Raw genomic sequence first — 16,188 nt, 5'->3', positions numbered from 1 at the left:
CTTTTAATTCGTTGAAACTTTGTTCAGTTTTCAAAGGACTACGTGTTGCCAACGCAGCTTAATTAGTATAGCATTTACAGCTAAAATTGTCAAAAACTTTTTTAACTTTTTTTATACTATATAAGCTGTAAGAAACAACTTTTTAAGTATATTAAGTCTAAGCAAAAATGTCAAACACAATTTTTATTTAGTTAAATACTTAAATTGACAGCCCATTTAATGTACTACAAATACAAATAAACGTCAACTACAAATTTCCGGTTGCCTGCTGTAATGTTCGATCCAATGCCCCACCATACATCTCACCAAATAGATTCAGGTGTGCCAACAAATAATAAGTTTGGTACCACGTAATGCGCTGCTGATAATTTGGACGTAGCGGATAAGCCTGTGTATAAGCTTGATAAAAGGCGTCGGAAAAACCACCAAACAAACTAGTCATCGCTAAATCCATTTCGCGATCACCATAAAAAACATCTGGATCAATTAAAACTGGCGTGCCGTCAGCTAGGAAATCGACGTTGCCACCCCACAAATCACCATGTAATAGGCTAGGCTTAATTTTATGTGCACTAAAATATTGCCGGATCAATTGTGTTAATTGAGTTAAATGCGTTTGCCGAAAATCATTCCATAAATAATTTTTCTGCGCTAATTGTGCTAAAACATTTAAACGCTGATTAATGTAAAAATCAGCCCAGCTGCTCTGCCAAGTATTAATTTTAGGGAGCTTACCTGCAGTGAAATCATGGGCTAAGCCAAATTGCTGTGCATGCTGCTGGTGTACTTGCGCAACCGCTTTTCCTAATTGGGCGTCATTTCCCGCCCCCAAGTCTAACCATTCTAATAGTAAATAAGCATCCCCGGTGATCACACCACTAGCAATCACTTTGGGTACCCGAACGACTGGACTCAACAAGTGCAAGCCTTCTTGCTCATGGGCAAAAAAAGCTGCCGAATATTTTGGCTGCACTTTCAAAAAATAACGTGCAGTTGCAGTTTTAATTTGGTAAGCCTGATTAATATCGCCACCGCTAACTGCTTTCACTTTCTGAATTGCCCTTAAAGGTAGCTGGGCTAACCACTTTTTTGTCAACATCATGATATAAATCAACCTCCCGATCAAAATAGCCGTGGCAAAAGGACTTTGCCACGGCTATTGAGCTGAAATACTATTCAGAACCTAGAACACTTGCATTAAGTGAAATTTGACTACCTTCAATCACTTTTTCGTAGTCAGATTGATGCAATAAGAATATATTACGAATGCCTGCCTTACCCGTTAGAATTTCATTAACCAATTCAGGTTGCTGGCTTAACGCTGTAATCACTGGTAGCAAAGTAACATCATCTGGACAATTATCACGTAAATAAGTATAGAAGTCATTTGCTGTATTGATAAGCAATTGACTAGCACTATTAAAGACCATGTTCTTTAACCACCAAATAATAAGCTCATTTTCATTTGAAAATACTTCTAATAAAACACCAGCTTCATTTAACAACTGAATGTTTTCTTTATTATTTTCATTGTATTCTTTAACCAAGACTAAACTACCATTCGTCCGGTAAAAGTTTTCGCTGACGACCCGATTAGCATTATTTTGGTCCAAGTATTGCGTTGCTGACAAGCGACCCTGTAAATCAAAAACATCCCGCTTAATTACTTTGCCTTGGCTATAATACAACACATACCAAAGCGTATCATCGTCCCGGCGCTTAAGCTGCATCACCGGTTGATTATTTTGATCACGAACTAATTCTGAATGTGTCGCGTCATCTTTGGTATATTGCCAATCATCATTTTGCGGAATAATATTATCCGAGCTAGCCTGTGGTTGGTCACTTTCTTGTAGTGATTGATACAAGTTAATCAATTTTGCATTTGGCGCAACTAAATCATGCTGCTGGTAATCCTGCCAAGTATGCTGCAAATAATCATTGTAATCAACTGTAATGTAGGTTGGTGTCACATCTGCTTGTTGGAAAGTTGCCGCGCTAGCATGCAATAACTGTTTTTGGGTTTCGTCTGGATTAGGTGCTAAATCACGCTCAAAAACAAAGTAAGGCGTCTTTTGATCCAATACAACCTCGTTAACGCTTTCCGTCACTTGAAAATATTGTTCTAATTTTTTCTTAGTGTTATCTAGTTGGACATTATACTGCCGGTGCCGGTTTTGGGCATTTTCCAGTGCACTTTTAGTCGAAGTCAAACGCCGGTCTGCCGCTTCGCGCGCTTTTTTCCGATCTGCTTGCTTAGCATCAATTTCTTGTTGCAGCTTTTGTAGCTGTTCATCTAAAATCTTTTGCTTAGCATTGATGTCTGCAACTTCTTTAGGCAGTTCTGCTTGCCGTTTCTGAGCATTAGTCAATTTGACATCAACAACTTCTAACTGCCGCTTGACATCATCTTTTTTGGCATTTAATACTTGCACATGACTCTTTTGCTGTTCAGCCAAAGAAATCATCGCAGACAAATCATCGGTTTGCTTAATTTTATCCACCATTGCGGCTTCTTCTTGCTCATAGCCTGCCAATTCGTCTTTAGCAGCTGCCGTTTGCTTTTCAAATTCTTCAATTGAATCGGCGACAGCAGATTGTTGCTGTTTAACCTTAGCCAATTGGCCTTGCGACTGTTGCCGTTGTTGTTTAACATTGCCGAACTGAACAGTGGTTTCATCTTCCACATCACCTTGCAGTCGGTCCAATGCCTGTTGATCTTTTTGCGTGTCTGCCTTCAGCGCCTCAATTTGCGGCACGATTTGGTTAATTTGATTCAACAGTAATTTTCGCTCAGTAAAGAGTTGGTCGCGTAACTCATCTTTAACAGCTTTGAGTTGATTTTCCAAATCAGCCAACTGATTTTCAGTCGCCGAACGCGCATTGAAGATGTCAGTCAACGTAACATCGTTTGTGTTCGTGTTGTTTGCTGCATCTGTTGATTTACTCGTTGTCCCCATCTCCATCTCATTGATTATTGTTCAAGTCGCCTTGAAGTAAGGCCACTTTTGCCAGCGAAAATTCATTAACAACAAATCGCTACAAAAATAAGCCATTTAGCTTAATTTTAATGCATTCATTAAAGGGTATCAACTCATGTTGTAACTTTTTGTAAAATTGTCATGAAATTGTCCCTAAATTGAGATAAAATCAGCATTCCTTAAATGTACAGGAAAGCCCAGTTTTTCATTTTGTTACATAAAACCAGTACTCAAAAGCTCCCGCCACTGTTTTTTCTGGGTAAACTGCTGTAAACGCGCACCTGAAAACAGCTTCCTCCGGTTAACGTCAAAATCGGCACCACCCACTGCGTGAATGGTGCCGATTTTATGTTAATCCTCAGAAGCTAGCCCACGCTACGTTGCTGTAAACGCGGACGATAAGGCAGCTTTTTCCGTCTAGCTACAAAAAGCCAACAATCCACTACGCGCATCATTGGCTTTCTTAGGCTAGTACTCAAAAGCTCCCGCCACTGCTTTTTCTGAGTAAACTGCCGTAAACGCGCACCTGAAAACAGCTTCCTCCGGTTAACGTCAAAATCGGCACCACCCACTACGTGAATGGTGCCGATTTTATGTTAATCCTCAGAAGCTAGCCGTTTTCAGGTGCGCTCTGTAATTTTTCTATATCCAAGACGCGGTCTATCCAGCCTTGGTAGAATTCTGGTTCGTGGGTGACTAGTAAGACGCTACCTTCAAAATCACGAATAGCATGTGCTAATGCGTGTTTAGTATCGTCATCCAAATGGTTAGTCGGTTCATCTAGTACCAATAGGTTGGCAGGGAATAGCATAAGCAAACACAGTTTGACTTTTGTTTGCTCACCACCACTTAACACTTTAACGGGTTTAACCACATTGTCGCGTTCGATGCCTGCTCGTGCCAAAGCTTGGCGCACTTTTTTCTGTGTCAGCCCTGGCGCCTGTTCATGAACAATTTGAAGCGGTGTTTGCATTGGATCTTGCCAAAGCAACTCCTGCCGGAAATAACCGACCTTAGTTGTCTCTGAAAAAACAAAGTTACCTTTTAATGGTGGAATAATGCCCAACAATGTTTTCAACAAAGTGGATTTTCCAATACCGTTAAACCCGGTGATAGCTACTTTTTCAGCCTGCATAATTGAAAAGTTAAACGGTGCTAACAAAGGTTTGTCATAGCCGACAACCAGATCGCTAACTTCCAATAGCATTCTCACCGCACTGGGTTGATACGGAAAACTAAAATGTGAGACAGCTAAATTACCTGGTGGTGTTAAAACATCCATGTGTGCCAACTGCTTTTCCCGGCTTTTTGCCATAGTCGAACGGCTACCAGCTTTATACTTACGAATATAAGCCTTGGTTTTTTGAATTTTCTTTTGTTGGGTAGTATAAGCTTTCAAATAAGTTTCTTTATTTGCAGCTTTTTGGCGTAAAGCCTGCTTTAATGTTCCATGATACTTAGTGATTTTGCCAAACTCAATATCACAAACACAATTGGTAATTTGACCTAAAAATTCATAATCATGGGAAATAACTAAATACGCTCCAGGAAAATCCACTAAATAGTCAATTAACCAATCAATATGGTTAGTATCTAAATAGTTAGTGGGCTCATCCAATAATAAAACATCAGGCTGTTCCAACAGTAATTTGGCTAAAATCACTCGTGAGCGCTGACCACCAGATAATGTACTAGCTTCCCGGTCAAGACCAAAAGCATCGATACCTAATCCAGTTGCCACTTGATGAATTTTAGTTTCTACTTCATAAAAATTGCGTGCTTCAAGAATTTCTTGATTGCGGCCTGCCTTTGCTAGCAATTCATCGTCTGGATTTTCTGCATAACTAGCATAAATCTTTTCATTTTCCGCGTTCAATGCGTATAAATCATCAAAAGCCGTCTTTAAAAATTCAAAAATTGATTGCTTTGCAGTTAAACTAACATATTGATCCAAATAGCCAATTTTAATTTTTTTCTTCCAAGCAATTTTTCCTGCATCCGGCAACATCTGACCGGTAATAATTTTGATCAGTGTACTCTTACCGACACCATTTTGGCCGATAATGCCCATGTGATCTTCCTGATTCAGGGTAAAACCCGTATCATCATACAATGTTTTATCCAAAAATTGCTGACGCAGGTTTTCCACTGTCAGTACACTCATGGTGATCCACACTTCTTTCTGTAATAATTGAATAACCTTAACATAGTTAAAAAGCGTGGTCAAACCTAGGCTTTCTTGAAAACACCTGCTGGTAAGCTCACCTATTCAGCCTGTGTCCCAGTTGCCTGTGCAATTTGTAAATGCCGGTAGAAAGCTCGGATCGCCGCTAATTCTTGAGTATTACCGTTTAGTTTAGCAAATGCACAGCTATCATTTAAATCGGCATAAATTTCTGTTATTGGTTGATGTTGTGCGTATTTATTTTTCGCTAAACGAAAAACCACTCGAGCTAAATAATAAGTCACATGGTTATCCGCGCAAATCTTATAAGCGTAATTCAGCAGTGCATCGCTAGTTTCGTACTCTTGGACTTCAGAGTAAAATTTACCACAATTATAAACGATGTTTAATACCCGCCAAATATCCGTTGTGGTGTGGATTTTATAATCATAAATTTCCTTCAAGACCCGATTGAAATAAAAATCAGCTTTTTCGTTTTCTTGTTTTTGTGCATAAATCATCCCTGAGCCAGTCAGCGCTAATAAGTTGTAAATTTCCGTGTGCTCTTTTGCTTGACTGGTCAGAATTTGACTAAACGCAAATAAAGCATCTGTATTCTTACCTGCCAATAAAGTCGTTAAGTACCCCGATAAATAAAGGTAGCGCAGACGCTGATCATCATTTGTAATTTGATCAAAATCAATTTGCTGCAAAGCTTGTTGTGCCGATTGATAATCCATGGTAATCAATTTAAATTCAACATCCGTCATTTTCTGATTCAACGCACTACTGGCTTGTTCAACCTTAGGAAAAAGATCAGCCAGGCTTAGGTTCAACCGGTTGCATAGCCGGATTAAGATTTTAATTGCCGGTACTTGACCGTTTTTTTCAAATCGGCTTAGCGTTGCTTGCGTACAGATACCTGCACATAATTCTTTTTGCGATAATCCCATCGCCTTACGTGTTTTTACAAAATAAGCAATATTCATTGTCATCACGTTCCCGTTGTCATTCTTTCTTTGCATGCTAGCAAGTGAACAAGCTAGCTTTGCTCAAACTTATTTGTTTATTGGTCCTTGAGCAATTGTTGTCTGTTTATATAATATCCTATATTTATCCAACAAATAATATACTAATATTATATCATAATCTATAATGCGATTATACTGACAGAAACCCTAATTTGTAGTTGTGCAGTTCAACACGAAATTAGGCGTGGCAACGCTGCTTAAAATTCAATCAACGATGGAAATAAAAGGGACAGATGATTTGCAGGTCAAATCATCTGTCCCTTTTAAAATAATACTCAAAAGCTAACCACTTCTTGGCAGTTACCTGCCAACGCCCATTTAAACGTGATTGATGTGCCAGCTTTTTAGGCTAGTACTCAAAAGCTAACCGGCACATCAATCACTCTACCACTCTAATCATTTACCGATGCGCTGGATGCGTCGTCGACTAAGTTTTCTTTCTTTTCGTCATCGACTGACGCACTGGATGTGTCATCTGGTTGATCTTGAAGTGAAGCGCTAGAGCCGGCATCTGGGTCGGCCACTAATTTTTGTCCAGTTTTTTCTAAATACCACTTAATAACTGGCATTAAGTCTAGGACATATTCGTTAACTCCAGCATAGTCACCTTTTTTATCGTGCATTGCCCGGTAATAATGCATGATGCATTTATCCGGGCCGGTTGGTACCCGCATTTTAATCTCGTCAGTTTCACCAGTACGCAAAGCATGAATTGCTTGTGCAACGTGCTTTTGCGCTCGTTTAGGATGACAGTTAACCAATGCCTCCCCAACTTGTTCTGGTGTCCGGGATGCCAACATTTTTTCCGTTGGCATCATATTATTATAGTAGAGAAATTGATTATTACTATCTGCATAGGTTAATTCCAATGGCATTGAATTTAAGAAATAATTCAACTGATCAACCGTTAGTAGACCGCGATCCAATTTCACATAAGTGTTGCCTTCAACGGCGTTCACTTTTTTCGCTGCCTTTTCTACCCATTGGTCATCCGACTTCGAAACGCCTTCAATAGTAGTATCAATTTTTCCAGTTGCATTTAAATCTTCAACCATATCATCTTGTTTTTTCTCTTCGCTCATTTTAACTGCTCCCTTCGCAATCAAATGGTGACTATTAGTCGTCAAAAGGTCAATTGGCTCACTGATTCAAGTATAACAAACGCTAAACAGGGTGCGCAATCGTTTTCACAGACCGTTTATGCCCAGGTCGTCGCCATCGTACCATCTTGATTAATGACAATGCCTTCAATACTCGGTAATTGTCGTAGTTTAGCTAAAATCACTGCCTGTGATTGTCCAAACAGACGCGTGGTCCACAATTCACCATCAAGTGACCATGGCGAAATCACCGTAATACTGGCCACATCAGTTTTCATCGGGTACCCGGTTTGCGGATCCAAAATGTGGTGATAAGTTTTACCACCAACCTTCAATTGCCGTTCATAAATCCCTGAAGTGACAACTGAACGATTTTGGACCTTAACAATGGTTTTATAATTACCTCGCGGCTGGGCAGGATCTTGAATACCAATTCGCCAAAGCTGATCTTGATGCTGTCGCATCGGCCCCAGTGCATAAACGTTACCACCTAAATTTAACAGCGCGGACGTGACACCCACTCGCTTTAAATAAGTGATCAGCAAATCTGCGATGTAGCCTTTAGCCAGCGATCCTAAATCAAGCGCCATTCCCACTTTTTTTAAATAAACGGTTTGTGCCGTGTCATCTAAAATAATGGCATGCGGGTCAGTTTTAGTCAGTGCTGCTTTAATTTCAGCTGACTGAGGTAGTTTCGCATCGCTAAAACCAATCCGCCAAGTTTGCACCAGCGGTCCGATGGCAATGTTCAACCGGCTATTTGGCAAACAACTCTGCTGTTGGCCAATTTTAATCAATTGGTACAAATCTGGATGCACCTTTACCGGATGTTTTCCAGCTTGATGGGCGATCGCCATCAATTCAGAATCATCTGCATTGGCGCTAAACCGGTGTTCATAAATTTTTAACCGGTGCACTAATTCAGTTAAAATCGGTTCTGGTTGGGAAAACACAACTTGTAATTTGATCACAGTCCCCATCAAATGGACCACACGTGCTGCTTGTCTCATGACCTTGACCCTTTCAAACTAAATCCAACTTTAAATCTTGCCTTCAGCGGCTTCTTTCATGTACGTGCTAAATGGTTTCAAGTCTTCTGCCTGGTACTTCTTGACAAATTCTTGAACCTTTTCTGGATCTTGCCAGCTTGGATCGATGTACATGTGTTGTGTTGTCAATGGCATTGCACCAGTTAATTTAACGTCAATCACAACTGGGCCATCAGCGGCAACTGCAGCTTTAAAGACAGAATCAATATCATCCCAACTACGAATGGTATAGCCTTTAGCACCCATGCCCTTAGCGACAGTTGCCCAATCTGTGTCAATTAAATCAACACCAGATAGTGGTTGGTGCGTATCATCACGTTGTTCAGCTTCAATGTAGCCTAAAGTTTGATTACTGAAGACCACGTTGATGGTGTGCAAATGATACTTAACGGCCGTTAAGATTTCTTGCGACATCATGGCAAAACCACCGTCACCACTTAAACTGAAGACTTGCCGATCAGGGTAAGCTACTTTAGCAGCAACTGCGGCTGGTAAGCCATAGCCCATAGTTGCGTATTGGCCAGAAGTTGTCCATTTTTGTGTGGTCTTCAAATCCATTAACCGCATGAAGTTGATGTTGACGTTCCCAACATCGATGCCAAAGACAGCATCGTCAGCGGCATATTTGTTGATAGCAGCAAAAATCGGTTCTGGACGCAAAGGTTCTTCTTTGTCATCAATAAAGCTATCTTGCCAAGCGCGCCAGTCTTTTTGGTTAGCCTTAGCAGCACGGTAAAAGTCTGAAGGTTCTAAAGTATCACCCTTTGCGGCTAATGCTACCAACGTCTTTTTGGCATCAGCTAAAATTGGCACATCGATTTGGTGACGTTTGCCTAATTTTTCGCTGTCCGTGTCTACTTGGATCACTTTCGCCTTTGGATTGAACAAGAAGATACTAAATGGTGAATCGTTCCCAACCCAAAGGATTAAGTCTGTATTAAAGCCTAATTCAGAACCTGGTTTCCCAGCCGGCCGACCAGTAGAACCGATGTAACCTGGGTAGGTGTCCTCAACGATGCCCTTTGCAATGACAGTCGAAACTAATGGCATCTTAAACTTCTCAGACACTGCCTTTAATTCTGGTCCCGCGTTTTTAGCACCGATACCAAAGTAAATCATTGGTTTCTTAGCTGCTTTAATCAAATCAACTGCTTTATCAATTGCAGCTGGATCTGGTTCTGGCATAATCGGTGCAACGTGATTTTTCGCGTTAGAAATGTAAGTGTCCGGAATGTCTGTCCAGCCTAAGTTCTTTGGAATAATGACAACGGACACACCATTGTACTTATAAGCTTGACGAATGGCAGTATCGATCAAAGCTGGCAATCCTTTAGCGGTTGTTGCAGTCCGGTTGAACACTGCAACATCATCAAAAATCGGTCCTTCATCAATTGCTTGGAAAAAGTCAATGTTCATCCGTGCTTGTGGGACTTGTGCCACCAATGCCAAAACTGGTGCGTGGTCATGCTTTGCATCGTATAACCCATTCATCAAATGAACTGCGCCAGGGCCTGCGGAACCGATTGCAACTCCAAGCTTACCAGTCAATTTAGCTTCAGCAGCGGCAGACAAGGCGCCAGCTTCTTCATGCCGAACCTGAATGAATTTCATGGTGTCCTTACGATTGTGAAGCGCATTCATTCCATCGTCAAAAGAACCCCCGGGATATCCGTAAACGTGATCAACGCCCCATTCTTCGATGACTTTAAAAGCCGCATCGGCTGCTTTGATCGTTTGTGCCATATCTAAATTCCTCCTAAACAAAAATGTTAATTTATAATATATAAATTAAGTATAATAGTTTTATCTAAAATGTAAACAGTTTATTCAAAATTCCTGCTCACAATTAATTAGTATACACTTATTTTAATGAAAACGTTTAACTAGATTTGATTGCGATCAAGTTTTAACTTTATTTTTAACTTTTTATCATTATTTTTACAACATAAAAAAAGAAACACACTTTCACACCAGCTTAGCAATTTCTAATTCGTCACTATTGGCAGCAACAGTCGCCCTTTACCGTCTTCCAACCGAACCATTTCTCTAACTTTAGACTGATTTTACCGTTTAAACTTGCAAAAATTTAAGCATCAAGTTATAGTGTAACAGTAAGCTAATACACTAGTTAGGAGGGGCCGGAATGGAATTTGACGATAAAGTGCCGATCTATTACCAAATTAAACAGTATATTTACAAAGAGATCATTGTTAATCGGCTGAAACCAGGCGCTAAATTACCAGCAGTACGACAATTAGCTGTCAAATTGACGGTTAATGTCAATACTGTCCAGCGGGCACTCAGCGAGTTAGTCAACGAAGGTATCTTAAAGCCACAACGCGGCAAAGGAAATTTTGTGACGACAGATATTTCCGTATTGGTGGATCTCAGACGCCGAGTGGTGGAAGGTCAACTCGCCATGGTGTACGATCGCCTAGCCGAATTGCAAATTACCCCAGACGAAATGATTCAATATTTAACCAATTATATCGACCAACGAAAGGAGCAGTCACATGACTGACTTACTAGCTATCAAGGATTTATCCTATAAACGTAACATGCACACCATTTTAACTGATTTATCACTGACTTTACCGCACAATGCCATTATTGGTTTACTAGGTGCTAACGGCGCCGGAAAAACCACTTTAATGCGACTGATCGCTGGTAGTGCAACAGAATTCCACGGGGAAATTCGCTTAAACGATGAAACAGCTGCCTCGATTCGCAAGAGCATGGTCAGCTTTAGCGAACAGCTGGCTGGGCTTAACCCAGGCATGAAATTAAACCAGATCGCTGATTTTTACGACCGGGTTTATCCCGATTTTGTCCGCGCAGATTTTGATAAATTAGCACAGCAGCTGGAATTAGATCTACAAAAACGGTTAAACCAGTTATCTAAAGGTAATCAACGTAAATTCACCATTGCGATTACCTTTGCTCGCCATGTCCAACTATACCTGCTAGACGAGCCGTTTAACGGTATTGACAGTATGAACCGTAAAAAGATCATCGCCAGCATCATTCAGTGGAAACCAGAAATGGCCACCATTTTAATCAGTGATCACCACGTTACTGACATCGCCAATTTGTTGGACCAAGTCATTGTGGTGCAGCACCAAACGGTTGTCGCACAAGAAAAAGCCGACACCATCCGGGAAAAGCATAATCAAAGCATTGAAGATTATTACGAAAGTTTTTACGAGGGGGAAAACGAGCATGACTAGTACAGGCAGTTTAATTAAAACTTTTTGGCGGCAAAAAGCTAGAATTATCCATGGTGCCGTGGGCATTGAACTTATTTTTATCATTTTAACTGGTATTTATAATTTATTTAAAGGTAGCTGGTCAGATAGTTTGCCATCTTCCTTAACCTTGGGCTACGGTAGTGTTGCAGGATTTGTTGTGTTTGTGCTGCTAGCTCAAAAAATGGAACGTAGCTGGGTTGCGAACAGTTATCGATTAATTCCAACTTCTGACACCAAGCTTTACTGCGCTAATGTAGCCGCAACATTTCTCAGCTATTTATACTTTATGGTTTTGCAAGTGATTCTATTAGCAGTTAGTGCACTCAAATTCTTTATTGATGGTGAAGCCTCGTTTGATTTTCCGGCAGAAGCTTGGCAATATTTAACCGGCGGTGTCCTAATTTTCATAAGCTTATTATTATTCACTTGGGTGTTTATCACGTTAATTCACTTCGTCACCATAACCATCAGCGCGTTTTTACCCACTATCCGGCAAAAGCTTTTCCGCTTCATTTTAATTATTGCGGTCATTATCATCACGTTATTTGCGGGAAACTGGATTGACAGCGGTGTGCAGGCCTTTTCTCAATGGCTGCTAAGCGGCTTCGGATTAGCGGCACCGACGGATACCAACGTTTTATTAGGCTTATATTTAAGTTCCGGCGACTTTTTATTGTCAGTCATCGTGATGTCAGCGATCAATGTTTATTTACTCAAGCATTGGGTTGAAACGAAAACTAGCATGGATTAATTTCCATTTGCAAGCCTTAATTTCACAATCTTAATCAGGTAACCTAAAATGGCAAATCACGTACTAAACGTGGTTTGTCATTTTTATTTACTAGCGGGGCACTTTTTATGCTGCCTGCTAAAAACAGCAGCAAACATTTAGCTATTGTTTGGGCTTAATGTCGTTAACGTCTAATGAACGATTAGCTTGCCGATTGGGCCCAACAGTCGGAAAAACTTTATACGGATTTAAAATGTGGTTGGGATCAAACACTGATTTAATCTTTTGCAATAATTGTACTTTGTCTTGTCCATAATAAGCTTCAAAATAAGGCTCCCGCGCAAAACCAATGCCATGTTCACCTGACATTTCGCCACCTAATTTACGGGCAGTCGCATACAATTGCCGAATGATTCGATCCACTTTACCAGCAAATTCAGCACGTGAATAATCATCTTTGCACATATAGATGTGTAAATTACCATCCCCAGCATGACCAAAATTAGGCATCCGGACCTGTTCACTATCTTGTAATGCAGCCACCTTATCCAATACACGCGGAATTTGGCTAATTGGTACCACCACGTCAATTTCATCGATTGCCGTGGTAGTTTGCTGAATCGCCGTCAACAACTGGTTCCGAGTTTTCCAGACAGCGACCCGATGTGCTTCATCCCCCATCCGAATCGGTGCTAAAGCCCCATTATCTTTGGCAATTTGCAGTGCCTTATCTAAATCACGCTGCACCACTGCTTCATCGTGACCATCAAATGTGACCAACAAGTAGCCATCGCCAGTATGATCCATAAATGGCTGCTGGGTATAATTTTCCCAATATTTAATGGTTTCCCGACTAAAGAATTCTAATCCCGCGGGCACTAAACCGGCTTGCAAAATTTTAGGTACGACGCTAATGGCCTTTTTAACGTTGACAAACGGCACTAACACATCCAAATTAACGGGCGGCCGTGGAACTAGGCGCAAAATCAATTCGGTAATCACTGCTAAAGTCCCTTCACTACCCACAATTAAATCACGTAAATCATAGCCCGAACTATTTTTAACCGTCTTGCCACCAAAATGCTGAATGGTGCCGTCTACCATCACCACGGTAATTCCCCGAATGTGTTCCCGGGTTGTGCCATACTTAACAGCGCGCATGCCCCCAGCATTGGTGCTGGCATTGCCACCAATGGTTGCCCATTTCATGGCTGGCGCAGGAATATAAGTAAATGGTTTGTCAGCTAGATATTCATTAATATCGCGAATCCGGAAACCGTTTTGCACCGTCAAGGTCAAATTGTCTGGATCATATTCTAGTACTTTATTCATTTTAATCATGTCAATATCAATACCTTGAGCCATCGGAACATTGGCGCCCATCAAACCAGTCGCATTTCCACGTACTGTGACTGGTATCAAATGCTCATTAGCGTAGCGTAAGATTGCGGCAACTTCCGCGTTGGTTTGCGGTTGTACGGCAACGTCAGGTAAACTACGCACTTGTTTAAACTGGTCATGATCATAATGCGTTGTGGCCGGATAAATGACCCGGTCTGCCGAAACAATCTCCCGTAGTGCGTCAACATCTGTTTTTGTTACACGACGATAAGTCATATGAACTCCCTACTTTCTAATAAATCACAGGTTATTTCCAAGCCAATCAATGAATCAACAGCAAATTAACCAAGCGTACAAATTAGATCCACTGATGGAATCGCTTACAGATGCATTATATAAAATTTATTATAAAAAGTCCATGAATTTGTTAACATTTATTTTAAAAATCGCTTGTGTTTTATTACACAATTGCGACGATCTAAGTCGTTGCTTTTTGTTTTGCCGGCTGTTATCCTGATAATGAAATATATAAAATATGTATAAAGAAGGTATCCATTATGACGCAAATCGCAATCATTTTAGGCAGCACTAGAAAAGTTGCTGCTGGACAGTTCATTTTCGACTATTTAAAACAACACGCACCAAAAATGGACAACATTGATTATCAATGGCTGGATTTAAAAAAGTACCAGCTTCCTTTCTATAATCATTCTGAAACACCGCTAGCACAACCGCTAACTGACCTGACTACTAACGAAAAAAACTGGCTTAATGCTTTGAAACAAGCCGATGGTTACCTCATCTTAACCCCGGAATATGATCATGCTTTACCGGGTGAGCTTAAAAATGCATTAGACTACGTGGGTCCTGAAGTTGCCCGCAAACCTGTTCAAATTCTTAGCTACACTTCCTATTCAGATGGTGGCGTGTTAGCAGCGGAATCATTAGTTCCAATTCTGCAAATGCTAAAAACGTTAGTGTTACCTAATCCAATCTTAATTTCACAGGTTAATGATAACTTTGCCGCAGATGGGCGCCTCTTAGCAACAGCTCCCTCCGGTGATTACTACGCCCAACGTTTAACCAATGGCATTAAAGAATTGATTTTTTATAGTCAACTACTTAAAACACACCCTTTTCATAGTCCATACGACGTTTAATCATATAAAAAATGTTGCAAAAATGTATAAAAAAAGCGCATAGAATTGACATAAACGCTTGTTAAAACGGTTACAAACCAAAAAGCACCCTGAGATTTGTCGTTAATAACCGATAAATTTCACGGTGCTTTTGTAGCCCACTTATTATAGTAGAAACTAAAATGATTCGTTAGCAACTGCTGCTTGCATAAATTCAGGTAGTGACTGCGCTGGATGACCCATAATTGTTTGGTAATCGCCACTGACTTCTTGTAACAAGCCGCGCGCACCGCCTGCATACATGGAAGCTAGCATTTTACCTTCCCCATTTTGATTGTACAGTTGTGCAAATTCAGTTAAGGTCACCGGCTGATAATCAATTGGTCGTCCTGAAACTTGGGATAAAACGGCTGCCAGTTCCGGCATGGTATAGTGCCGTGTTTGCGTCAAAGTATAAATGCGACCATTTTGCTGCAAAGCAGGTGTGGTCGCAACTTTGGCAAATGCCGCCGCACTATCCTTTTGTCCGATAAACGTCAAGGCCTTATCCGCCATTGGATAGATCACGTGCTGCCGCTGAACCAGTTCTGGTAAATAAGGAACTAAAGGATCAGCGTATAGCGCATTGCGCAAAATCGTATACGGAATGTCTGTTTGCGCCAGTCGCCGCGGCGCATAACCATAAAACGCTGATAACGCAAACGGATTATTTACCTGATCTGCAATAAAGCCCATCACAATCAAATGTTTAATATTGCTTTTTTCAACTGCCTGCAAGACATTTTCAGATTCTTCCACACGCTGGAAACTGGTTTGACTTTTACTAGGAATATAAATAAAAACATCGCAGTCTAGTAATAAGTTTTGTAAAGAAGTAGGTTCTTGGTAATCAATAGGAACAATTCCCATTCCCGCAGCAGCAAATGCTTTGGCCTTACTTAACGTGTGAACGCCTAAGGTAATTTGAGTTGCAGGTACCAGCCGACTGAGTTGCGCAATAATTTGCCGGCCTAAATGTCCAGTTGCACCACTAATACTGTATGTCATCTTTTTTCCTCCTTAACTAATCACGTTTATTGTGGCAACGCTTTAGCTAGTTTGTCAATAAATTAGTCCACGCTAGTTCAAGTTTAGCGCAACACTCCGTTAGGGATATCCCTTAAAATGTTAGCGCTTTATTGATTTTCGCTTAAAACGTGTTATTCTAAAGTCGTTCCACGTTTTCTCCTTTAGTCAAAAATGTTATTTTTATGATAGTAGCGGTTTGTGACCGGTAATAGTCACAAGCCGCTATTTAGCTTCGCATTTAATTTAAAACTGATTTTTACAACTATATAATAGAAGCGTGACGTTCATTTTGTGAATAAAAGCGCTAACATCAGTGTTTTACTCCTAACACCTTTGC

At 40.6% G+C, this 16,188-nt stretch carries 13 protein-coding genes; 4 read left to right on the top strand and 9 right to left on the bottom strand.

Annotated features, from left to right (window positions below; all coding sequences use genetic code 11):
• Positions 1–247 precede the first annotated feature (247 nt).
• The 7 genes from FC24_RS01080 to spxB form a co-directional block, all read right to left on the bottom strand.
• A complete protein-coding gene (locus FC24_RS01080; protein WP_191980364.1) occupies positions 248–1,102 on the bottom strand; it encodes a fructosamine kinase family protein in 855 nt (284 codons plus the stop codon).
• Positions 1,103–1,172: 70 nt separating this feature from the next.
• Positions 1,173–2,960, bottom strand: a complete 1,788-nt coding sequence (locus tag FC24_RS01075) for a coiled-coil domain-containing protein (RefSeq protein ID WP_235807286.1) — start codon at positions 2,958–2,960, stop codon at positions 1,173–1,175.
• Positions 2,961–3,591: 631 nt separating this feature from the next.
• Positions 3,592–5,145, bottom strand: coding sequence for an ABC-F family ATP-binding cassette domain-containing protein (locus FC24_RS01070; RefSeq protein WP_057873022.1), 1,554 nt, complete (start codon positions 5,143–5,145; stop codon positions 3,592–3,594).
• A 101-nt stretch (positions 5,146–5,246) separates the two neighbouring features.
• Positions 5,247–6,134, bottom strand: a complete 888-nt coding sequence (locus tag FC24_RS01065; protein ID WP_057873014.1) for a helix-turn-helix domain-containing protein — start codon at positions 6,132–6,134, stop codon at positions 5,247–5,249.
• Between the two features lie 434 nt (positions 6,135–6,568).
• Positions 6,569–7,258 carry a PAS domain-containing protein gene (locus tag FC24_RS01060; protein ID WP_057873013.1) on the bottom strand — a complete coding sequence of 230 codons (690 nt, stop codon included), beginning with the start codon at positions 7,256–7,258 and terminating at the stop codon, positions 6,569–6,571.
• 116 nt (positions 7,259–7,374) lie between these two features.
• Positions 7,375–8,286 carry an FAD:protein FMN transferase gene (locus tag FC24_RS01055; protein ID WP_057873012.1) on the bottom strand — a complete coding sequence of 304 codons (912 nt, stop codon included), beginning with the start codon at positions 8,284–8,286 and terminating at the stop codon, positions 7,375–7,377.
• A gap of 30 nt (positions 8,287–8,316) precedes the next feature.
• On the bottom strand, positions 8,317–10,068 hold the full coding sequence (gene spxB, locus FC24_RS01050) for a pyruvate oxidase (RefSeq protein WP_057873011.1): 1,752 nt from the start codon (positions 10,066–10,068) through the stop codon (positions 8,317–8,319).
• 400 nt (positions 10,069–10,468) lie between these two features.
• On the opposite strand from spxB, the gene FC24_RS01045 reads away from it, so the two are divergent.
• From FC24_RS01045 to FC24_RS01035, 3 genes are read left to right on the top strand one after another with little or no spacing between them, the layout of a single operon-like run.
• Positions 10,469–10,846: a GntR family transcriptional regulator gene (locus tag FC24_RS01045; RefSeq protein ID WP_057873010.1), complete on the top strand. Its 378-nt coding sequence runs from the start codon at positions 10,469–10,471 to the stop codon at positions 10,844–10,846.
• Positions 10,839–11,552 (top strand): ATP-binding cassette domain-containing protein, encoded by a 714-nt coding sequence (locus FC24_RS01040; protein ID WP_057873009.1) that lies wholly within the window; start codon positions 10,839–10,841, stop codon positions 11,550–11,552. The genes FC24_RS01045 and FC24_RS01040 overlap by 8 nt, the downstream gene beginning before the upstream one ends.
• The gene (locus tag FC24_RS01035; RefSeq protein WP_057873008.1) at positions 11,545–12,324 is read left to right on the top strand and encodes a hypothetical protein; all 780 of its coding nucleotides are present in this window, start codon (positions 11,545–11,547) and stop codon (positions 12,322–12,324) included. Before FC24_RS01040 ends, FC24_RS01035 begins: the two co-directional genes overlap by 8 nt.
• 141 nt (positions 12,325–12,465) lie before the next feature.
• Here FC24_RS01035 and FC24_RS01030 read toward each other — a convergent pair whose 3' ends face one another.
• Positions 12,466–13,920: an FAD-binding oxidoreductase gene (locus FC24_RS01030; protein WP_057873007.1), complete on the bottom strand. Its 1,455-nt coding sequence runs from the start codon at positions 13,918–13,920 to the stop codon at positions 12,466–12,468.
• A 281-nt stretch (positions 13,921–14,201) separates the two neighbouring features.
• Here FC24_RS01030 and FC24_RS01020 point away from each other — a divergent pair, with 281 nt between their 5' ends.
• Positions 14,202–14,804 carry an NADPH-dependent FMN reductase gene (locus FC24_RS01020; RefSeq protein ID WP_057873005.1) on the top strand — a complete coding sequence of 201 codons (603 nt, stop codon included), beginning with the start codon at positions 14,202–14,204 and terminating at the stop codon, positions 14,802–14,804.
• 156 nt (positions 14,805–14,960) lie between these two features.
• On the opposite strand, the gene FC24_RS01015 is transcribed toward FC24_RS01020, so the two are convergent.
• On the bottom strand, positions 14,961–15,830 hold the full coding sequence (locus FC24_RS01015) for an SDR family oxidoreductase (RefSeq protein WP_057873004.1): 870 nt from the start codon (positions 15,828–15,830) through the stop codon (positions 14,961–14,963).
• Positions 15,831–16,188 lie beyond the last annotated feature (358 nt).

The sequence above is a fragment of the Loigolactobacillus rennini DSM 20253 genome (assembly GCF_001436505.1).
Lineage (GTDB): Bacteria > Bacillota > Bacilli > Lactobacillales > Lactobacillaceae > Loigolactobacillus > Loigolactobacillus rennini.
Note: the sequence above shows the minus strand (reverse complement) of the source record. Positions and strands in the feature narration are given on the sequence as shown.